16 protein-coding genes and 1 pseudogene are annotated in these 21,522 nt (G+C 57.0%); 7 read left to right on the top strand and 10 right to left on the bottom strand.

Translation table 11 applies throughout. The features are described from left to right. The first annotated feature begins 50 nt into the window (after positions 1 to 50). A complete protein-coding gene (locus ACOTX1_RS16535; RefSeq protein ID WP_023315285.1) occupies positions 51 to 1,187 on the top strand; it encodes a lactonase family protein in 1,137 nt (378 codons plus the stop codon). A gap of 19 nt (positions 1,188 to 1,206) precedes the next feature. Beyond that, positions 1,207 to 3,117 (top strand): BglG family transcription antiterminator, encoded by a 1,911-nt coding sequence (locus ACOTX1_RS16540; RefSeq protein WP_023315286.1) that lies wholly within the window; start codon positions 1,207 to 1,209, stop codon positions 3,115 to 3,117. A gap of 32 nt (positions 3,118 to 3,149) precedes the next feature. On the opposite strand, the gene nrdG is transcribed toward ACOTX1_RS16540, so the two are convergent. The 4 genes from nrdG to treB form a co-directional block, all read right to left on the bottom strand. Further along, positions 3,150 to 3,614, bottom strand: a complete 465-nt coding sequence (gene nrdG / locus ACOTX1_RS16545) for an anaerobic ribonucleoside-triphosphate reductase-activating protein (protein WP_003856093.1) — start codon at positions 3,612 to 3,614, stop codon at positions 3,150 to 3,152. 140 nt (positions 3,615 to 3,754) lie between these two features. Then, positions 3,755 to 5,893: an anaerobic ribonucleoside-triphosphate reductase gene (gene nrdD / locus ACOTX1_RS16550; protein ID WP_023315287.1), complete on the bottom strand. Its 2,139-nt coding sequence runs from the start codon at positions 5,891 to 5,893 to the stop codon at positions 3,755 to 3,757. 373 nt (positions 5,894 to 6,266) lie between these two features. Continuing rightward, a complete protein-coding gene (treC, locus tag ACOTX1_RS16555; RefSeq protein ID WP_003863404.1) occupies positions 6,267 to 7,910 on the bottom strand; it encodes an alpha,alpha-phosphotrehalase in 1,644 nt (547 codons plus the stop codon). Between the two features lie 51 nt (positions 7,911 to 7,961). Then, positions 7,962 to 9,380, bottom strand: a complete 1,419-nt coding sequence (gene treB / locus ACOTX1_RS16560) for a PTS trehalose transporter subunit IIBC (protein ID WP_003863402.1) — start codon at positions 9,378 to 9,380, stop codon at positions 7,962 to 7,964. Between the two features lie 306 nt (positions 9,381 to 9,686). Here treB and ACOTX1_RS16565 point away from each other — a divergent pair, with 306 nt between their 5' ends. Both ACOTX1_RS16565 and ACOTX1_RS16570 read left to right on the top strand, forming a co-directional pair. Further along, on the top strand, positions 9,687 to 10,379 hold the full coding sequence (locus ACOTX1_RS16565) for a hypothetical protein (RefSeq protein WP_003863400.1): 693 nt from the start codon (positions 9,687 to 9,689) through the stop codon (positions 10,377 to 10,379). A gap of 236 nt (positions 10,380 to 10,615) precedes the next feature. After that, the gene (locus ACOTX1_RS16570) at positions 10,616 to 11,095 is read left to right on the top strand and encodes an Hcp family type VI secretion system effector (protein WP_003863398.1); all 480 of its coding nucleotides are present in this window, start codon (positions 10,616 to 10,618) and stop codon (positions 11,093 to 11,095) included. 11 nt (positions 11,096 to 11,106) lie between these two features. On the opposite strand, the gene treR is transcribed toward ACOTX1_RS16570, so the two are convergent. Next, positions 11,107 to 12,054 carry a trehalose operon repressor TreR gene (gene treR / locus ACOTX1_RS16575; RefSeq protein WP_023315291.1) on the bottom strand — a complete coding sequence of 316 codons (948 nt, stop codon included), beginning with the start codon at positions 12,052 to 12,054 and terminating at the stop codon, positions 11,107 to 11,109. Positions 12,055 to 12,441: 387 nt separating this feature from the next. Here treR and mgtA point away from each other — a divergent pair, with 387 nt between their 5' ends. Beyond that, positions 12,442 to 15,150, top strand: coding sequence for a magnesium-translocating P-type ATPase (gene mgtA, locus ACOTX1_RS16580; protein ID WP_023315292.1), 2,709 nt, complete (start codon positions 12,442 to 12,444; stop codon positions 15,148 to 15,150). 200 nt (positions 15,151 to 15,350) lie between these two features. Then, on the top strand, positions 15,351 to 17,735 hold the full coding sequence (locus tag ACOTX1_RS16585) for a beta-N-acetylhexosaminidase (RefSeq protein WP_023315293.1): 2,385 nt from the start codon (positions 15,351 to 15,353) through the stop codon (positions 17,733 to 17,735). 94 nt (positions 17,736 to 17,829) lie between these two features. Here the strand turns inward: ACOTX1_RS16585 and gbpA are convergent, their stop codons facing one another. The 5 genes from gbpA to ACOTX1_RS16610 all read right to left on the bottom strand — a co-directional run bounded on the left by gbpA (position 17,830) and on the right by ACOTX1_RS16610 (position 21,422). Then, on the bottom strand, positions 17,830 to 19,278 hold the full coding sequence (gbpA, locus tag ACOTX1_RS16590; protein WP_023315294.1) for an N-acetylglucosamine-binding protein GbpA: 1,449 nt from the start codon (positions 19,276 to 19,278) through the stop codon (positions 17,830 to 17,832). Positions 19,279 to 19,416: 138 nt separating this feature from the next. Next, positions 19,417 to 19,803, bottom strand: a complete 387-nt coding sequence (gene ridA / locus ACOTX1_RS16595; RefSeq protein ID WP_003863373.1) for a 2-iminobutanoate/2-iminopropanoate deaminase — start codon at positions 19,801 to 19,803, stop codon at positions 19,417 to 19,419. 73 nt (positions 19,804 to 19,876) lie between these two features. After that, the gene (pyrI, locus tag ACOTX1_RS16600) at positions 19,877 to 20,338 is read right to left on the bottom strand and encodes an aspartate carbamoyltransferase regulatory subunit (RefSeq protein ID WP_023315295.1); all 462 of its coding nucleotides are present in this window, start codon (positions 20,336 to 20,338) and stop codon (positions 19,877 to 19,879) included. A gap of 12 nt (positions 20,339 to 20,350) precedes the next feature. Beyond that, positions 20,351 to 21,283, bottom strand: coding sequence for an aspartate carbamoyltransferase (gene pyrB, locus ACOTX1_RS16605; RefSeq protein ID WP_022650292.1), 933 nt, complete (start codon positions 21,281 to 21,283; stop codon positions 20,351 to 20,353). Between the two features lie 34 nt (positions 21,284 to 21,317). Further along, entirely contained in the window at positions 21,318 to 21,422 is a 105-nt protein-coding gene (locus ACOTX1_RS16610; RefSeq protein WP_022646880.1) for a pyrBI operon leader peptide, read from the bottom strand. On the opposite strand from ACOTX1_RS16610, the pseudogene ACOTX1_RS16615 reads away from it, so the two are divergent. Continuing rightward, positions 21,402 to 21,519 (top strand): annotated as a pseudogene (locus ACOTX1_RS16615) (hypothetical protein). The gene ACOTX1_RS16610 and the pseudogene ACOTX1_RS16615 overlap by 21 nt on opposite strands. The last annotated feature ends 3 nt before the right edge of the window (positions 21,520 to 21,522 follow it).

Consider the following 21,522-nt stretch of genomic DNA (forward strand, 5'->3'; position numbering starts at 1 on the left):
AGAGGGTTAGGGTGAGGGGAAACAAACCGCACACACCCGAAGGAGCCACCATGCACACCCGAACCCTGCTTGTCGCTTCACTCTCAATGCTCGCCACCGCCGCTGTCGCCCAGACGCAATACGCCTGGGTGGGTACCTATAATCCGAACGGCGAAGGGCTGTACCGCTTTACCGTCGACCCGCAAACCGGTGCGCTGAACGATAAAACGCTGGTGAGCAAGCTGCCGAACGCCGCGCAGTTAACCGTCTCACACGACGGCAAAACGCTCTATCTGGCAAGCGAAGTGGAGCAGGGCGTGGTGCAGGCGCTGCGCATCGGCGATAACGGCACGCTGAGCGAGCTGAATCAGGTGGCCTCCGGCGGCGCGGGGCCGGTATATCTTTCCCTGACGCCGAACGGTAAACATCTGCTGGTGGCAAACTACATCAGCGGAACTGTCGCGGTGCTGCCCGTTAACGCAGACGGCAGCCTGAGCGATGCTACGGACACCCATCAGGACAAAGGCGAACCGGGCGCGGCGAAGCCGGAAGCTGCCGTCGAGGGCAGTTTCGCCATCAGCGATCATAACGGCCCGCATGCGCACATGATCGCCGCCGATCCGAGCGGGAAATACGTTTTTTCCACCGATCTGGGGCTGGATCGCATCTATCAATACCGTTTTGACGATCAAACCGGGAAGCTGACTCCGAACGATCCGCCGTTTATCAGCGCCTCCTCAAAAGGGGCCGGGCCGCGCCACTTCGTCTTTACGCCGAAAGGTGATGCCCTGTGGCTGATTAACGAAGAGGCGTCTACGCTCACCCATTATGCGCTGGACAGTAATGGCAGGCTGAAAGAGGGTAAAACGGTTTCAGCCCTGCCGGACGGTTATAAAGGCACCAGTTTTGCTGCCGGGCTGGCGCTAAGTGCCGACGGGAAACAGCTGTATGTCGCTAACCGTTTGCATAACAGCATCGGGCACTTTACCGTAACGGCAGAGGGTACGCTGACGCATCAGGATGATGTCTGGACGCGCGGCGACTATCCGCGCACCCTGACGCTCGATAAGCAGGGTCGCTGGCTGTACGTCATGAACCAGCGCAGCGACAACATTACCCGTTTCCGCGTGGCGCCGGACGGCAAGCTGAGCGCCGAGCCAGACTATACCCCGGTCGGCAGCCCATCCCAGATGGTCATTTCACCTTAAGCCGTAAGAGGACAACGACGTGCGATTTCCGAACCAACGTTTAGCGCAACTTTTCGATCTGTTGCAAAACGAGACGCTGCCGCAGGACGAGCTGGCGCAGCGGCTGTCGGTTTCCACGCGAACCGTCCGGGCGGATATCACCGCCCTGAACGCGCTGCTGGCCAGCCACGGCGCGCAGTTCATTTTGAGCCGGGGCAACGGCTATCAGCTCAAAATTAATGATGTGGCGCGCTATCAACAATTGCAGGCGTCCCACCCGCGCGCGCTGCGTATTCCGCGAACCGGACCTGAGCGCGTGCACTATCTGGTGGTGCGTTTTCTGACGTCAGCCTTTTCCATCAAGCTGGAGGATCTGGCCGATGAGTGGTTCGTCAGCCGGGCCACGTTGCAGAGCGACATGGTGGAAGTGCGCGAGTGGTTTCACCGTTACAACCTGACGCTGGAAACCCGCCCTCGCCACGGCATGAAGCTGTTTGGCAGCGAGATGGCAATCCGCGCCTGCCTGACCGACCTCCTGTGGGAGCTGGCGCAGCAGGACAGCCTGAACCCGCTGGTGACCGACGTGGCGCTGAACGCGGGCGTGGCGGAAAAGATGGTGCCGGTGCTGCACGATGCGCTGACGCGCCATCACATTCGCCTGACCGACGAAGGCGAGCTGTTCCTGCGCCTGTACTGCGCGGTGTCGGTGCGGCGCATCAGCGAAGGGTATCCGCTGCCGGAATTCCACGCGGAAGACGTGGAAGAGAACGTGCGTGAGGCGGCGAAAGATATCGCGGTGGCTATCCAGGAGCTGGCGGGCAAAGCGCTGTCGCCGTCAGAAGAGAGCTGGCTGTGCGTGCACATTGCGGCGCGGCAGATCCAGGAGATCGCCCCCAGCGCGATTAATGCCGACGACGACGAAGCCCTGGTCAACTACATTCTGCGCTACATCAACACCCACTATAACTACAACCTGCTGAGCGATGAGCAACTGCATGCAGATCTGCTCACGCACATCAAAACCATGATAACCCGCGTGCGGTATCAAATCATGATCCCCAATCCGCTGCTGGATAACATCAAGCAGCACTACCCGATGGCGTGGGATATGACCCTCGCGGCGGTGTCGAGCTGGGGAAAATACACCCCGTATGTGATCAGCGAAAACGAAATTGGTTTTCTGGTGCTGCATATCGGCGTCGGGCTGGAGCGCCACTACAACATCGGCTACCAGCGCCAGCCGCGGGTGCTGCTGGTATGCGACGCAGGTAACGCGATGGTGCGCATGATCGAGGCGGTACTTCAGCGTAAATACCCGCAGATTGAGGTGACGCGCACGCTCACCCTTCGCGAGTACGAGCTTGCCGATGCCATTGGCGAAGACTTTGTGATCTCCACCGCCCGCGTGAGCGAAAAATCCAAACCGGTGGTGATGATCGCCCCGTTCCCGACCGATTATCAGTTAGAGCAGATCGGCAAGCTGGTGCTGGTGGACCGCACCCGGCCGTGGATGCTGGAAAAATACTTCGACGCGGCCCATTTCCGCATTATCGACAAGCCTGTCGACCAGCAAACGCTGTTCCGCGAGCTGTGTGAACAGCTTGAAGCAGAGGGCTTTGTCGGTGCGGAGTTTCTGGATTCGGTTATCGAGCGTGAAGCCATCGTCAGCACCATGCTCGGCGACGGCATTGCGCTGCCGCACTCCCTCGGCCTGCTGGCGCAAAAAACGGTGGTCTACACCGTGCTGGCGCCGCAGGGCATTCAGTGGGGAGATGAAACCGCCCATGTCATCTTCCTGCTCGCCATCAGCAAAAGCGAGTACGAAGAGGCAATGGCGATTTACGACATCTTTGTCACTTTCCTGCGTGAACGCGCGATGGCGCGCCTGTGCCAGTGCGAGAATTTTGCGGCGTTTAAGGCTGTGGCGATGGAGAGTTTGAGTCGGTTTTGACGTTCAGGCGGACAGAGGATATCCGCCTTCATTCAACGCAGATGATGCACAACCTGGTTGCTGCTGCCGCGCCAGATAAGCATAGGATCTTTTAGATCCTGCATGAACTTGCCGTCGACCAGGACGTTAATTAGATCCACCACTTCCATCTGCTGCGCATTCAGTTCATCCAGCTTATAGCCCGTCCAGACCCAGATGTCTTTTCCCGCGCACTCGTGGTGGATGCGTTTTACCAGCTTCAGGATCTCCGGCACGTTTTGCGGATGGAGCGGGTCGCCGCCGGAGAGCGAGATCCCCTGGCGTTTGATGCGCGTGTCGTTCAGGTCGTTGATGATGCGGTCTTCCATCTCAGCGGTAAACGGCATACCCGAGTTCAGGCGCCAGGTGCTTTTGTTGTAGCAGCCGGGGCACTCGTGAACGCAGCCTGATACAAACAGGGTACAGCGGGTGCCGGGGCCGTTGACGATGTCGACGGGGTAGTACTGGTGATAATTCATAGCGTTAACCTGATGCCCTCACCCCGGCCCTCTCCCACAGGGAGAGGGAGAAAACCGGTGGCCGGAATAACAATGTGCTCGATCGGTTCCCTCTCCCTTGAGGGAGAGGGGTAGGGTGGGGGGGACACCCTGCGCAGAACTTACCCGATCTGCCCATTCCCCAGATGTTTCACCCTGCGCTTCACCTCTTCCTGCTTACCGGCGTTAAACGGACGGGCATCCGGGCTGCCGAGGTAGCCGCACACGCGGCGGGTCACGGAGACGCGGGCTGCATCGTGGTTACCGCATTTCGGACAGGTGAAGCCTTTGCTGGTGCACTCGAACTCACCGGTAAAGCCGCACTCGTAGCACTCGTCAATTGGCGTGTTGGTTCCGTAGTACGGCACGTGCTGATAGCTGTAATCCCACACGTCTTCCAGCGCCTTCAGGTTGTGCTGAATGTTCGGGTACTCGCCATAGCAGATAAAACCGCCGTTCGCGATGGGCGGATAAGCCGCTTCGAAGTCGATCTTGTCGTACGGGTTCACCTTCTTCTCCACATCGAGGTGGAAGCTGTTGGTGTAGTAACCTTTGTCGGTCACGCCTTCCACGATGCCGAATTCGGCGGTGTCCAGGCGGCAGAAGCGATCGCAGAGGTTTTCACTCGGCGTGCTGTACAGGCTGAAACCGTAACCAGTTTCCTCTTTCCACTGGTCTACCGCATCGCGCAGGCGCTGCACAATCGCGATACCCTTCTCACGCAGGGCGTCGTTGTCATAGATATGCTTGTCGCCAAACAGCGCGTTAATCGTTTCGTGAATGCCGATATAGCCAAGAGAGATCGACGCGCGACCGTTTTTGAAGATCTCCGACACATCATCGTCCGCTTTCAGGCGCACGCCGCAGGCCCCTTCCATATAGAGAATTGGCGCGACGCGGGCTTTCACCCCTTCAAGACGGGCGATGCGGGTCATCAGCGCCTTACGTGCCAGCTGTAAACGTTCATCCAGCAGCGTCCAGAAGGCCGCTTCATTCCCTTTGGCTTCCAGCGCGATGCGCGGCAGGTTCAGGCTGATGACGCCCAGGTTGTTGCGCCCGTCGTGGATCTGCTCGCCGTTCTCATCCTCGTACACGCCGAGGAAGCTGCGGCAGCCCATTGGCGTTTTAAACGAACCCGTGACTTTTACCACCTGGTCGTAGTTGAGGATATCCGGGTACATACGCTTGCTCGCGCACTCCAGCGCCAGCTGTTTGATGTCGTAGTTCGGATCGCCAAACTTGTGGTTCAGGCCGTCGCGAATGGCGAACACCAGTTTCGGGAACACCGCCGTTTTACGGTTTTTACCGAGGCCGGAGATACGGTTGCGCAGAATAGACTGCTGGATCAGGCGTGATTCCCAGCTGGTGCCGAGGCCAAACCCGAAGGTCACAAACGGCGTCTGGCCGTTGGCGGTGTGCAGCGTGTTTACCTCATATTCCAGCGACTGGAAGGCGTCGTAGCACTCTTTCTCGGTGCGGGAACGGGCGTAACCGTCAGCATTCGGGATCTGCCACTCTTCCGCCGTTTTACGGTGTTTGTTGAAGCTCTCGGTCACGAACGGGGCCAGCACTTCATCAATGCGGTTAATGGTGGTGCCGCCATAGATGTGGCTCGCCACCTGGGCGATGATCTGCGCCGTGACCGCCGTCGCGGTGGAGATGGATTTCGGCGGCTCAATCTCGGCGTTACCCATTTTAAAACCGTGGGTCAGCATGCCTTTCAGGTCGATCAGCATGCAGTTAAACATCGGGAAGAACGGCGAGTAGTCGAGATCGTGATAGTGGATCTCACCGCGCTCGTGCGCCGAGACTACATCGCGCGGCAGCAGATGCTGACGGGCATAGTGCTTGGCGACGATACCGGCCAGCAGGTCGCGCTGGGTCGGGATCACTTTGCTGTCTTTATTGGCATTTTCATTGAGCAGCGACGAGTTGGTTTGCTCTACCAGGCCGCGGATCTCCTGGTTAAGGCGACCCCGTTTCTCACGCTGGACGTCACGGTCGTGACGATACTCAATGTAGGCGCGCGCCAGCTGCTTGTACGGACCAGACATCAGCTGGTTTTCAACCGCGGTCTGGATCTCGCTGATATCCACCTGGCTGCGTTCATGCATCTGGCTGCTAACGACTTCTGCGACGGTGGCGCAGTAATCTGCGTCATCGACTCCCGCTGCTTTAGCTGCACGCAGAATGGCTTCTTTGATGCGCTCTGATTTAAACGGCACTTTACAGCCATCACGTTTCATCACATGCGGTGTCATGATCACTCCATTTTAAAAACAGGTTATCCACAGAGGTGGAGAAGTATTCACCGGGCGTATTCCTCGCCGCGGCAAAGACTTCCCGCGTGCCCAGCCCGTGTTATCCACAATTCCGGCCAGCGTAAGCGCCGTCTTGTTGTTGGAATAGTAGACGATAAATACAAGATGTTGGGTCGGCGTGCATTTTAAGTGCTACATATAGTGATTTGCATCAAACATGTTTGCGATTTTTTTGATGCAGGACAAAGTAAAAAGACGAGAGTACAAACGGCGGGCGCTGGGGCAATTGTAAAGACGCGAAGGAAAAATCTGATTAATTATTCAACAAAAACAGCAAAGTAAGCCGGACACGGCATCGTGCCCGGCGGAGGAATTACTGCTTTAGCCACCACACGGCTTCAAACGGACGAAGCATTGAGGTTTGAGGGGCGGGGTAGTTGCTTATCACCACCTGCGACTCGCCGCTGAGAGCGTCCGCTTGCCATTCCTGAGGCAAATGGCTCAGGTTCGCCACCACCATCAGCGTTTGCCCCTGCCACTGGCGGCGATAACACCACAGGGAAGGGTGGTCAGGCAGGAGATCCTCATAATCCCCCCACGTCAGTACCGGCAGGGTTTTGCGCAGGCGAATCAGCGACTGGTAGGTGTAGAACACCGAATCGGGGTCGTCCAGCGCCGCGCGGACATTCACGGTTTCGTAGTTGTCGCAAACGCCAATCCACGGCTCGGCCTCGGTAAAGCCCGCATTATGCGAGGCGTCCCACTGCATCGGCGTGCGGCCATTATCGCGTGACTTACTCGCCAGAATCGCCAGTAGTTCATCGGTATCGCGTCCGTTAGCCCGCTGTTCGGCGAACATGTTCAGACTTTCCACGTCGCGGTAGTCGGTGATACGGCTGAAATGCGGGTTGGTCATACCCAGCTCTTCACCCTGGTAGATATACGGCGTGCCCTGCATCCCGTGCAGCACCATGCCGAGCATTTTCGCCGCCGCCACGCGGTGTTCCCCTTCGTCACCAAAGCGCGACACGATGCGCGGCTGGTCATGGTTACACCAGAACAGCGCGTTCCAGGCTTTGTTGTGCATCCCCTGCTGCCAGTGGCGGAAAAGGGTTTTCAGCGCCACGAAGTCCGGCTTTGCCTTCGTCCATTTTTCGCCGCCGGGGTAGTCCACCTTGAGGTGGTGAAAGTTAAAGGTCATCGACAGCTCGCGGCCATCAAGAGACGCGTACTGCTGGCAGTTCTCCAGCGAGGTGGAGGACATCTCGCCCACCGTCATCAGGTTACGCGGGGTAAAGACGTCCCGGCTCATCTCCTGAAGATATTCGTGGATGCGCGGCCCGTCAGTGTAGAAGCGGCGACCGTCGCCGAGGGTATCGTCCGGGAAATCCTGATCTTTTGAAATCAGGTTAATCACGTCCAGACGCAAGCCGTCCACGCCGCGATCGGCCCAGAACTCGCACACTTTTTTCAGCTCGGCGCGCACCGCCGGGTTTTCCCAGTTGAGATCCGCCTGCTCCGGTGCGAACAGGTGCAGATAATACTGTTCGCTTTCGGCGTGCCAGCGCCAGGCGTTGCCGCCAAATTTGGAGCGCCAGTTGTTGGGAAGCGTATCCGGCGTACCGTCCCGCCAGATATAGAACTGGCGGTACGGACTCGCTTTATCCAGCGACTCGCGGAACCAGGCGTGCTGCGTGGACGTGTGGTTAAAGACCATATCCAGCACGATGCGGATACCGTGTTCATGCGCCCGGGCAACCAGTTCGTCAAAGTCGTCCAGCGTGCCGTAGGTCGGGTCAATGGCAGTGTAGTTCGCCACGTCGTAACCGTTATCCACCTGCGGCGAGATATAAAACGGCGTCAGCCAGATAGCGTCAATGCCGAGGGTTTTCAGGTAGTCCAGGCGCTGCGTTACGCCGCGTAGATCGCCCGTGCCGCTGCCGGTGGTATCCTGGAAACTCTTTGGGTAAATCTGATAGATGACGCCGTTCTGCCACCAGTGAGGAAGGGTATTCATAGTGCGTTCCTGCAAATGCGAAGGGGCGCAACTGCGCCCCGAAAGAGAGAATTAAACAATCTGCAACGTGCCCTGACGGAACTTACGCTGATAAACCACGGTAGTCAGCGCCATTGGGATGATAATCGCCACCGCCATCGCCAGCGCAAATACCTGCCAGAAAGCGGGTTGAATGGAGAGGATTCCCGGCAGGCCGCCGACGCCAATCCCGTTCGCCATCACGCCGTTCAGGCCGCACAGCAAGCCCGCCAGACCGGAGCCGATCATCGCGCAAAGCATCGGGAAGCGGTATTTGAGGTTGATACCGTACATCGCCGGTTCAGTGACGCCGAGGTAAGCGGAGATGGCAGCCGGAACGGAGATCTCACGCTCGTTGTGCTTACGGCTGACGATGATGATGCCGGTTACCGCTGAGGCCTGCGCAATGTTAGACAGGGCGATGATCGGCCAGACAGGCGTACCGCCGAGGCTCTGGATCATTTGCATATCGATCGCCAGCGTGGTCTGGTGCACGCCGGTGATCACCAGCGGAGCGTAGAGGAAGCCAAACAGCGCGGCACCGATTGGCGCGAAGCTGCCAGTCATCAGGTGACGGACCGCGAAGGCCACGCCGTCGCCAATCATGCGGCCAAACGGACCGATAAAGGCGTGCGCCAGGAACACCGCCAGGATCAGCGAGCAGACCGGGACCACCACCAGATACAGGTAATCCGGCACGATGCGCTTCAGGCGCGTCTCAATAAAGCCCAGCGCCAGACCCGCCAGCAATGCCGGGATTACCTGCGCCTGATAGCCCACTTTGGCGATGGTAAACAGGCCGAAGTTCCACACCTCTGGCGTTTGCTGACCAAGTAAGTAAGCGTTCATTAACTGCGGAGAGACCAGCGTCACGCCGAGCACGATACCGAGAATTGGCGTTCCGCCCATCTTGCGCACCGCGGACCAGCAGATCCCGACCGGCAGATAGAAGAAGATCGCTTCGCCAATCAGCCACAGGAAGTCATAGATACTTTGCAGCGCCGGGTACATCTGCGCCAGGGTTTTGCCGTCGCTCATTGGCACATCGCCGATGACGTTACGGAAGCCCAGAATTAAGCCCCCGCTGATCAGCGCTGGCAGCAGCGGGAAGAAGATCTCCGCAAAATGGGAAATCAGCTGCTCATGCCATTTCATATTCTGACGCGCGGCCTTCTTCGCCTGCTCTTTATCTGCGGAAGAGTGCCCGGTAGTCGCCAGCAGAGCCTGATAGTAATCGCCCACTTCGGTACCAATCACCACCTGGAACTGCCCGGCATTGGTGAAGCAGCCTTTAACCATGGAAAGCTCTTCAATGGCCTTCGGGTTGGCTTTGGCCGGATCGTTCAGCACGAAGCGCAGGCGGGTAATGCAATGGCTGACGGTGGCGATGTTGTCGCGTCCGCCGACCAGGACGATCAGCTGATCGATATCTGTTTGTTTGACTTTACTCATCATGAAACCTCATGACAGATGGTGATAGGGGTTATGACCTGTGCGCAAGCCTACTCCTTCAACGTGACGGCGAAAATGGGAACGTTCCCGAAATCGGGCGAAGATCACAATAATCCGCTGTGTGAGGGCACACTGGATTGCATTTCACTCGCAGTTTTTATGAATTTCTTCTCAAGAGTGTTTAAAAAATATCAGGTCAATATCTTAAAAATACAGGGAAGATCTTAAACATGATCTGGCCGGAACTTTACAGTCGGTTTCAGGCATAAGCTTGTCTTCATATACTGAAATAAACGTAGAGCAATAATGTACGGGAACAACGAGATCGTCAGTTATTTACAGGCCAATAAAATACTTGCGCTTAAACTCGACCATGCTGTTACTGCGGTCGGCCAGAACGTCAAAACACAGGTGAATATGATAGGGAAAGGCGCCACTCGGCTGTTGTATTACGCCTCATGTTTCACTGATGAATACAATGATGTTTGCCTGAGACAGAAGAGCGAAGACCTACGCTTCAGAGATGCCGTTTATAAATTAGTAAGCGGTGTGGATGTAGTCTATGAAATGCTTAGACTGTATTTTGAGGAAGTTTTCAAATACAAAAATCCTAAACAGTTAGAGTATATTAAACAGCGGCTAATGGCTGTAAATGTCCACATCGCTGCGGTTAGCCTTACCGGTGCCGGGTTTACATTAGCCGTTGCCGCCTGCGTTCGCCTTGGATTAAATATCAGCCTCGAATTAAGCGCCATTACCGGAAGATGGGCTTCCCGAGGTATTGCTTTTATTGGGCTGTATGGGGTAGTACAGCAAGCCGCCGATAGCGCGCATCGTCTGTACGTTGAATTTCCCGCCTGGTACTCGGCACTTTATGCTCAAGGGCTTGAAATGCTTTATTTTCTCATTGAGCCTGTGTTTCGCAGGACGGACGCGACACGTGCGCAATGGGCATCTGATGACGACATTGCGGATATCATCACCAGGTTGATCAGATAACAATGATGAATTACATCAAACGTTTTTTACGTTGGCAGGGGCGAATTATATTTTCGGTCTACGGCCCGGCCGCGTTAACAATCCTGTTTGCCCTGATACAGGCCCATTTCTTCCCCGGCAGTCCTGTCTGGCCAATTGGGCTTTTCTTCATTGTGGTCATGATTGTTTTTGGCTGCTATGTGAAATGGTAAAAGGCCAAACATTTCAATACAGATAACCACTAATAAGGTATTTCTATGTCTGCTCCCGCACATTTATGGCTTGAAGATGAGAATGGCTCGCCGATTGTCGGTTGTTGTGCAATGCCACTGCGTCTTGGATCTATTGAATTAAAATCCTTTTCCCATGGCGTAACTATTCCGGTTGACCCAAGCTGGGGAAAACTCACTGGTACACGCGTACATCGGCCTATAACAATAGTCAAAGAATTTGATCAGACAACGCCGCTTCTTTACCGGGCAGTTTGCGAAGGGCGAACCATGAAGAAGGCGACAATTAAAATGTACCGTATTCTTGAGTCTGGGATTGAGGCTGAGTATTTCAATATTATTCTGGAAAACGTCAAGTTCACAACGGTAGCGCCGTATCTCTCCCCCGGCAGTATGACCAGTACCCACCTGGAAACGCTGGAGCTGCGCTATGAGGCAATTACCTGGAAGTATACCGAAGGCAATATCCTGTACCGTGATTCATGGAACGATCGCTGTTGCGCATGAAAGCGAAAGGACTATGAGAGACGGGCAGGAATAACGATCTGACGCGGCTCAGCGCGCCCGTTGATCTGCTCTATCAGCTGCGCGGCAGCCTGCTGGCCAGACTCGGCGTAACCCGGATCAACGCTGATAATCTCCGGGTGTAAGAACTTCATCAGCGGCGTGCTTCCCACGCTCGCTAATTGCAGCTCCCCGATGCGCTGCTCCTGCAAATATTTGCTCGCACCCAATGCAAGGGTATCCGTGGCGCATACCAGGGCGGTGGTTTGTGGCGTCAGCACGCTGGCGACCTGTTCATATCCCTGTTTCATACCCAGACCAGGCAGCGCGGCCACGGCGGGAAGATTGTGTTTTTTACAAAACGCCAGGTACGCTTCGTGGCGACGCTTGCCGGTGGTGATGTCGGCATGCGGCACGCCGAGATAGCTAATATGCCGATGGCCCTGTTCATACAGGCGCTGCATCAGGATCACGATCGCCCCTTCGTCATCGTAACAGACAGAGGCAAACCCGCTTGCGTCGCGCGCCAGCAGCACCAGTGACGGCTGCCAGGGTTTAAGCACGTCCTCTTTTAGGCCGGTAAATCCGAACAGCACCACCCCATCAATATTACGGCGCTGAAGCATACCGAGATGCTCCTCCACCATTTGCGCGGAGAACTTGCTCTCCATCATGATCGGATCGTAGCCCTGCTCGTAGAACGCGGGCAGCATCGTCTGTACGGCGAGGTTTTCGGAGAGGGAATCCAGACGCGAGACGATAATGGCGACCACTTTATCGCTCTGCCCGCGCATGGCGCGCGCGGAGCGGGAAGGGGAAAAACCGTGCTGATTCATCACCGCCTCGACGCGCTCGCGTGTGCGCTCGCTGACACCGCTTTCGTTGTTCAGCACGCGTGAGACAGTCGATTTCCCCACGCCGCTTAAACGCGCGATGTCTTTAATCGTAAGGCGGTTCTGCATGCTGTATTCCCTGTAACAACGATAAAATAATCAATTGAGCCTAATGCTATCCTGCGAATTCGCTATGGGCAAAGTCTGGTTTACGTTCGGTTTATTTGCAGGGTGTTATAATACCGCCCGATTAGTCACAAACGGTATGGATAAATCTCTATACTGCGCGCCGATACCCAACTTTTTACTTACCGGAGGCCACATGGATCCCGATCCCACACCTCTCCTGACCCGGAGAAAACCTTCTTACCGGTAAGCCAGCTTTTTGCTGTCTCACCGGCGTGAGGCAGCAACGTTCATACGTTCCTGCTTGATAAATTAAGTGCCTGACAGGTACGGCTTTGCCACGCCTGCGGGAAAGACTGCGTCCGCCTTTGCGGATGCGGGGGAATGACTATGCTGAAAAATATCACCCGGCAGCTGCAAGCGCTGCTGAGCCGTCACCTGCCACATCGCCTGATTGCGCGCGATCCGCTGCCAAATGCCAACACCATGGCGGGAGCGGCAATCCCCGCTTCCCTGACCGAGCGCTGCCTGAACGTGGCGGCGATGGATGAAAACGAAGTCTGGCGCGCCTTTGGCGGCCACCCGGAAGGGCTGAACGCGCAAGAAGTGTCAAAAATCCGCGCGGAACATGGCGATAACCAGATCCCGGCGCAGAAACCCTCTCCCTGGTGGGTCCACCTGTGGCTCTGCTACCGCAATCCGTTCAACCTGCTGCTGACGGTGCTCGGTATTATCTCTTACGCCACTGAAGATCTGTTTGCCGCAGGCGTGATTGCGCTGATGGTAGGGATCTCCACGCTGCTGAACTTTATTCAGGAAGCGCGCTCCACCAAAGCGGCGGATGCGCTGAAAGCGATGGTCAGCAACACCGCCACCGTGTCGCGCGTGATTAACGACCTCGGCGAAAACGCCTGGATTGAGCTTCCCATTGACCAGCTGGTGCCGGGCGATCTGGTGAAGCTGGCGGCGGGGGACATGATCCCGGCGGATTTACGTATCATCCAGGCGCGGGATCTGTTTGTCGCGCAGGCGTCACTCACCGGTGAATCCCTGCCCGTAGAGAAGGTGGCGCGGACCCGCGATCCGCAGCAGATGAACCCGCTGGAGTGCGACACCCTGTGCTTTATGGGCACCACGGTGGTTAGTGGCACCGCGCAGGCGATTGTCACCGCCACCGGCGGCAATACCTGGTTTGGACAGCTTGCCGGACGCGTCAGCGAGCAGGAGAGCGAGCCGAATGCGTTTCAGAAAGGCATTGGCCGCGTCAGCATGCTGCTGATCCGCTTTATGATGGTCATGACGCCAATTGTCCTGCTGATCAACGGCTACACCAAAGGCGACTGGTGGGAAGCGGCGCTGTTCGCGCTCTCCGTGGCCGTTGGCTTAACGCCGGAAATGCTGCCGATGATTGTCACCTCCACGCTGGCGCGCGGGGCGGTCAAACTCTCTAAACAAAAGGTGATTGTTAAACACCTCGACGCCATCCAGAACTTTGGCGCGATGGACATTCTTTGCACCGATAAAACCGGCACCCTCACCCAGGACAAAATCGTGCTGGAGAACCACACCGATATCGCCGGAAAGACCAGCGAACGGGTGCTGTACAGCGCGTGGCTGAACAGCCACTACCAGACCGGGCTGAAAAACCTGCTCGACGTGGCGGTGCTGGAAGGTGTGGATGAAGAGTCTGCCCGCATGCTCTCCGGGCGCTGGCAGAAGGTGGACGAAATTCCGTTCGACTTCGAGCGCCGCCGCATGTCGGTGGTGGTCAGCGAGCAGCCGGACGTGCATCAGCTGATCTGCAAAGGGGCATTGCAGGAGATCCTGAATGTTTCCACGCAGGTGCGCCATAACGGCGAGATCGTGCCGCTGGATGAGACCATGCTGCGCCGCATCAAACGCGTCACCGATAACCTGAACCGCCAGGGGCTGCGCGTGGTGGCGGTAGCCAGCAAGTTCCTGCCCGCGCGGGAAGGGGACTACCAGCGTATCGATGAATCTGATTTGATCCTCGAGGGTTACATCGCATTCCTCGATCCGCCGAAAGAGACCACCGCACCTGCGCTGAAAGCGCTGAAAGCGAGCGGTATCACCGTCAAAATTCTCACCGGCGACAGCGAGCTGGTGGCGGCCAAAGTGTGCCACGAAGTCGGCCTGGACGCGGGCGACGTCGTCGTGGGGAGCGACATTGAGCTCCTGTCTGACGATGAGCTGGCCGACCTTGCCCAACGCACCACGCTGTTTGCCCGCCTGACGCCGATGCATAAAGAACGCATCGTCACTCTGCTGCGTCGCGAAGGGCATGTAGTGGGCTTTATGGGCGACGGCATCAACGATGCGCCAGCCCTGCGTGCGGCGGATATCGGTATCTCCGTAGACGGCGCGGTGGATATTGCCCGCGAAGCAGCGGATATCATTCTGCTGGAAAAGAGCCTGATGGTGCTGGAGGAGGGCGTCATCGAAGGGCGTCGCACCTTCGCCAATATGCTCAAATACATCAAAATGACCGCCAGCTCGAACTTCGGCAACGTCTTCAGCGTGCTGGTGGCGAGCGCGTTTCTGCCGTTTCTGCCGATGCTGCCGCTGCATCTGCTGATCCAGAACCTGATGTACGATGTCTCTCAGGTCGCCATCCCGTTTGATAACGTGGACGACGAGCAGATCCAGAAGCCGCAGCGCTGGAACCCCGCCGATCTGGGGCGCTTTATGCTGTTCTTTGGGCCGATCAGCTCTATCTTCGACATTCTGACTTTCTGCCTGATGTGGTTTGTGTTCCACGCCAACACCCCGGAACACCAGACGCTGTTCCAGTCCGGCTGGTTCGTGGTGGGGCTGCTGTCCCAGACGCTGATTGTGCACATGATCCGCACCCGCCGCATTCCGTTCATTCAGAGCCGTGCCGCGTGGCCGCTGATTGTGATGACGGGCATTGTGATGGCGCTCGGGATCGCGCTGCCGTTCTCGCCGCTGGCAAGCTACCTGCAACTTCAGGCGCTACCGCTGAGCTACTTCCCATGGCTGGTGGCGATCCTCGCGGGTTACATGGTGCTGACGCAGATGGTGAAGGGGTTCTATAGCCGTCGGTATGGGTGGCAGTAACGGCAAGCCCGGTGGCGCTGCGCTTACCGGGCCTACGATCCGAACGTAGGCCGGGTAAGGCGAAGCCGCCACCCGGCAGCTGGCTTTCCTCCCAAATTCAACAACCTGTGATCTCCGTCGGCGCATTCGCTTGACGACAATTTGAGCGCATGTTAACAGAATGTTTTGCCTGTATTTGGCCCGTCAGATAAGGAACATTCATGTTACGGTACAGTCTCTTAACCGCCGGGCTTATGCTCGGCGCCTCCGCCTTTGCCGCACCGGCAGGCGACCTTCCCTTAATGCCCTGGCCTGCGAAGGTTGAACGCCCGACCACTCAGGGCGCGCTGGAGCTTAACAATCAACTCACCGTGAGCGTAAGTGGCGACGATCTGGGGGATGCGGTCAACCGCCTGCGCCAGCGCATCGCCCTTCAAACCGGCTGGACGCTACAGCCGCAGGCCGAAAAACCTGACAAGCCGACCATCCGCATCGCCATCGCCAAAAAGGTGAAGCCGCAGCCGCTGCCGGACAGCGATGAGAGCTATAAACTCACGGTGGACGCCAACGGCGTAAATATCTCCGCCAATACCCGCTTCGGCGCGCTGCGCGCCATGGAAACCTTGCTTCAGCTGATGCAGAACGGCGCCGAAAACACCTCGATCCCGTGGGTGACCATTGAAGATTCGCCGCGCTTCCCGTGGCGCGGGCTGCTGCTCGATTCGGCGCGCCACTTCCTCCCGATTCCGGATATTAAACGCCAGATCGACGGCATGGCCGCGGCGAAGCTCAACGTGCTGCACTGGCATTTGACCGACGATCAGGGCTGGCGCTTCAGCTCAAAGCGCTACCCTAAGCTGACCCAGCTTGCCAGCGACGGGCTGTTCTACACCCCTGAGCAGATGCGCGAGATTGTGCGTTACGCTGCCGAACGCGGCATACGCGTGGTGCCGGAAATTGATATGCCGGGCCACGCGTCGGCGATTGCCGTCGCCTACCCGGAGCTGATGAGCGCGCCGGGGCCATACGCCATGGAGCGCCACTGGGGCGTGCTGAAGCCAGTGCTGGATCCCACCAAAGAGGCAACTTATACCTTTGCCGACGCGATGGTCAGCGAACTGGCGGCGATCTTCCCGGATCCATATCTGCATATTGGCGGCGATGAGGTTGACGACAGCCAGTGGAAAGCGAACGCTGCGATCCAGAGATTCTTGCGCGACAACAAACTGGCGGACAGCCACGCGTTGCAGGCGTATTTCAACCGCAAGCTGGAGACGATCCTTGAGAAGCACCACCGGCAGATGGTTGGCTGGGATGAGATCTACCATCCCGATCTGCCGAAAAGCATTCTGATCCAGTCCTGGCAGGGACAGGACGCGCTGGGGCAGGTGGCGCAGAACGGCTATAAGGGCATTCTCTCAACCGGTTTCTACCTCGATCAGCCGCAATCCACCGCCTACCACTACCGCAATGAAATTGTGCCGCAGGGGCTGAACGGCGTGGATGTGATAGCGGACACCGACAGCGTCCAGAGCTGGGCTTTCTCCATGCCGCGCCTGAAGGGCAAGCCGGTGGAAGGTAGCTTTACGCTGGTGAAAGGCGATGCTGGCTGGCGCGGATTTATTGATTTTGCCGGGAAATCGCGTCGGGCGGTGGATAACATTCAATGGCGGGACGACAATCAGGTAACGTTTACCGTTGATACCTGGATGGGTGAAACGCGTCCGGTCGTTTCTGTTGAGAACGATAAGCTCAGCGGCTATTTCCTGGTGGGTAACGCCCGCTACCCGATTAGCGGCACGCGTCTGGACGCGGTCCCAAAAGGCATACCGCCGGTGGTGCCGGACCCGGCGAACGAGGCCAATCTGCTCGGCGGTGAAGCCGCGCTGTGGGCGGAAAACGTGGTCGCGCCGGTGCTGGATATCCGTCTGTGGCCGCGCGCCTTTGCGGTGGCGGAGCGGCTATGGTCGGCGAAGGACGTCAACGACATCGACAACATGTATACCCGGCTCCAGGCGATGGACAGCTGGTCGACGGTGTCGGTTGGACTACAGCAGCATACCCAGCAGCAGGTGCAGTTCACGCGCCTCGCCAACAATGCGGATACCCTGCCGCTGCAAATTCTCGCCCAGGCGCTTGAACCGGCGCAGTATTACACCCGCCAGCATCTTAAGTTCCAGGCTGGAAACTATCATCAGTTTGAGCCGCTCAACCGGCTCGCTGATGCGCTAAACCCGGAAAGTGCGACCGGGCGTCAAATGAATAAATGGGCGGACCGTCTGGTGAGCGACGCGGAAGACACGGAAAGCGCCGACGCGCTGCGCCACGTCTTTAACCGCTGGCAGAACAACACCAGCGACGCGCTGGCGCTAAGCGAAAACAGCTATCAGTTGAAGGCCATTAAGCCGGTGATCCAGGAGGTGGATAAGCTGGCCGCGATTGGCCTGAGGCTGACGGATCTGGTGGCGCGCCAGGGCACGCTGGATGATAAAGAGATTGCGTCGATCCAGAGCGAACTGGATAACGCGGCGAAGGTTCAGGACGAGGTGGTGATTGCGGCGGTGTACCCGCTGGAAACGCTGCTGCGCGCGACGCGGAATCAGTAGTAAAGAACCCTCACCCCAGCCCTTTCCCAAAGGGAGAGGGTGTATAAATTCCCTCTCCCTTTGGGAGAGGGTTAGGGTGAGGGAATCAGATCACTCAGTCCTTCAACACCCATGCCTCTCTCCAGTGCGCGCCCACGCCTGGTTCAAACTGGTTTGCGGTTGGGCTGTACTGCACGCAGTAGCCGCTGAACGGGACAGGCCTGCATTCGTAGGTCTTACCGTCTTTCGGCTGTAGCACTACGGTGCCCGCTTTGTAGGACGCGACGTTATCCGGGAAGATAAAGTCATGCGGGCCGTTGCTGTCCGCCGCGTCGCTTTCCAGCATCAGATCCAGCACGTCCTGCGCGAACAGGGTGCCGTCTTTGTTGGTGGCGTAGTATTTCAGCATATGGTGACCCGCCGTGACGTCAGTCAGGGTCATGGTCACGTCCTGGCTGGCGTTATTCATCTCCTGCTTCAGATACCCCTTTTCCGCACCGCTGTGGTTCATCACGTGCGCTTCAACGTTCACGTCGCCTTTGGTGTTCACGTGGAAGGTGACGGACGCCTTGCCATTCTCGATTTTGCTGTAGTGCAGGTTAGATACCGCGATGGTTTCATTCACTTCCGCCTTCTGCTCTTCGTACGAAATCGCAACGGACTGGAGGGCGCTGCCGTCTTTGACGAAGACGCTGTTCGCGCCGTGAACCGGGCTAATTTCGCCCGCTTCATCCTTTACCCCGACACGCACATCGCTGTACGCGGCGTTGATCTTCTGCGCCAGATCGTAGGACCACTGGTTCGCATCCCCCTGGGCAACGGAGCCGATGGTCAGCTCGGTACGCAGGGCGGCAACTTCCCCGTTGGCGTCGAAGAAGCGTGCAATCACTTTATCGCCCGTGTTCAGGTTATTCCCGGCAATCTGTCCGCTCAGGGTTTTACTCCACTGGGATATCACCGCTGGGGTGTCGTCCGGCGTGACGTTGCCGCCGTTACCGAAATCAACGTCAATGGCCTGATAGAAACTGTTTGCGGTATCCGCAATTTCCCACACGCCATAAATAACCTGGTAGCCCGTACGTTCCGGGACATTACAGGTCATGGATTTTGTCATCGCCGGTGCCTGACCATTTCCGTTAATAGTACAGAACGGCGTTAATTCGAACTGGTCACGGGTCAGCGGTTTATTGGGGTCCCAGTTTTGTTTGGTAATGTAATAACGCCAGTTGGTGGTTTTATGCGGCGCGGTATGGTGCCAGACAAATTCATGCGGGCCTGCCGTCATGGGATTTTTGGTCCAGGCGTTCAGGCTCTGCTTATCAAGCTGGGAGTAGCTGGCAATACCGGCGCTGGCAAGCTGGCCGTCAGGCGGCATCGCACCCGTCGGGAAGCCGGAGGTCTTTTCTACGCTCTGCGGTTCATATTGTACAGAGCCACAGTCAATATTCTGGCCGAGCTTACACATATAAGCGCGGCTGGCAGGGGATTCTATATATCCGTGTGCAAGTGCGGAAGACGCAACCGTTAATGTGGTTACCGCCAGCGCAATTTTAGAGAGTTTCATTCATCATCCATTAATTAGAATAGAGCAAGGCAGCGTCAGTTTATTAATGGAGTGGCGGATGCGTCATTTCCCGGAGAGAGTAAAAATGGTCGAAATAAAAAAAGGCAGCCAGAGCTGCCTTCTCTTTCTTGAAATAAATTAGCGACGTACGGCAATCGCTTCAATTTCAATTTTCACGTCTTTTGGCAGACGCGCCACTTCCACACAGGAGCGCGCCGGGAAGGTGGCGTTGTGCTCGGTGAAGAACGCTTCGTAAGTGGCGTTAACGGTCGCAAAATCATTCAGATCTTTCACGAACACGGTGGTTTTGACGATATCGCCCACTTTCAGACCGGCAGATTCGACGATCGCCTGCACGTTTTCCAGCGACTGACGCGCCTGCGCCGCTACGTCGGCAGGTACTTCACCGGTTTTTGGGTTCACCGGGATCTGGCCAGAAGTGATGATCATGCTGCCCAGATCAACGCCCTGAACGTATGGGCCGATAGCCGCTGGTGCATTTTCCGTCGCGAGTACTTTGCTCATTTTTTCTCCAGAATTACAGCGTTAAGAATGTTCCCGGCCATTATAACAGCCGGGATTTCATTACCAACCTCAATTAGTTGGCCAGCACCACATAATGAGAAAACTCTTTTTCGCAGTATTTGCATTTGAGTGCGATGTCATTGGCGCGCTTTTTCACTGCAAAGCTGGAGGAAACCGGCTCAGCATGACTGATGCAGTTGCTGTTCGGGCAGACCAGCACGCTTTCGATGCGATCCGGCAGGCTTGGGCGGGATTTGCCCACCACGTCGTAATCCTCGATGCGGTTAACCGTGGCGTCCGGCGCGTACAGCGACAGCTGGTTAACCTGCTCGTCGGTCAGGAAAGTGTTCTCGATCTTGATCAGGTCTTTGCGGCCCATCTCGCCCGACGGCAGGTTCAGGCCGATGGTGATGCGCTGGTCGGTTTCGGTCAGTTTGAACAGCGTCAGCAGCTTAAAGCCCACCTGCGCAGGGATATGGTCAATCACGGTGCCACGCTTGATGGCTTCAACCTGGAGTTTGTTATCGTGTGTCATGGTCGTCTCCCCTTACAGAGCTAATTCGCGATTCAGAACCAGTGCCAGTAACGCCTGGCGAGCGAAGATGCCGTTCCCGGCCTGCTGGAAGTACCAGGCGTGCGGCGTTTTATCCACGTCTGTGGTGATCTCATCGATGCGCGGCAGCGGGTGCAGCACCTTCATGTTGTCGCGCGCGCCTTCGAGGTCGCCGGCGCGCAGCACGAACTGCGCCTTCACGTTGGCGTACTCGGATGGGTCAAGACGCTCTTTCTGCACGCGGGTCATGTAGAGAATATCCACGTTGCCCATCACCTCTTCGATGCTGGCGTGCAGGCTCCACGCGATGCCTTTTTCGTCCAGCATATCGAGAATGTACTGCGGCATCGCCAGCGCGTCCGGCGCGATGAAGAAGAAGCGGTTGCCGTTAAATTTCGCCAGCGCCTGGGTCAGGGAATGGACGGTTCGGCCATATTTCAGGTCCCCGACCATGGCGATGTTCAGGTTCTCAAGCGTGCCCTGCGTCTCCTGAATGGTGAACAGATCCAGCAGGGTCTGCGTTGGGTGCTGGTTGGCACCGTCACCGGCGTTCAGCACCGGAATGCCGCCGGAGAACTCGGTCGCCAGGCGCGCCGCGCCCTCCTGCGGGTGGCGCATCACAATCGCGTCGACGTAGGTACTGATAACCGAAATGGTATCCGCCAGGGTCTCGCCTTTTTTACCCAGCGACGTGTTGCTGCTGTCCGAGAAGCCCACCACGCTCGCGCCCAGGCGGTGCATGGAGGTTTCAAAGGAGAGGCGCGTGCGGGTCGAGGCTTCGAAGAAGCAGCTCGCAATCACCTTGTGCTTCAACAGCTCCGGTTGCGGATTGGCCTTCAGTTTTGCCGCGGTTTCCAGAACCAGTTCCAGCTCTTCGCGGCTGAGGTCGTTTATGGAAATGATGTGTTTTTGATAAAGCGGATTCATGTTTATCTCCTGACGCCGGGCAAAAAAAAGCCCCTCAAATGAGGGGCTCTGGGAATAGGTTTAGCAACGGGAAGAAAAACGGCAGGCCAGCGTCTGATTTCAGACGCGGTAAGACGTTGTGTCGTACACGCTTGACCATGCTTCCTCCCGGCAAATTGTCGGGCATTATACGCAGCTCGCTTTTGGGATCAAGCGATTTAATGCACGCTTTACTCAATGCAAACGGTTCTTTGTGAATA

It is taken from the genome of Enterobacter cloacae complex sp. IR5401 (assembly GCF_049238425.1).
Lineage (GTDB): Bacteria > Pseudomonadota > Gammaproteobacteria > Enterobacterales > Enterobacteriaceae > Enterobacter > Enterobacter hormaechei_C.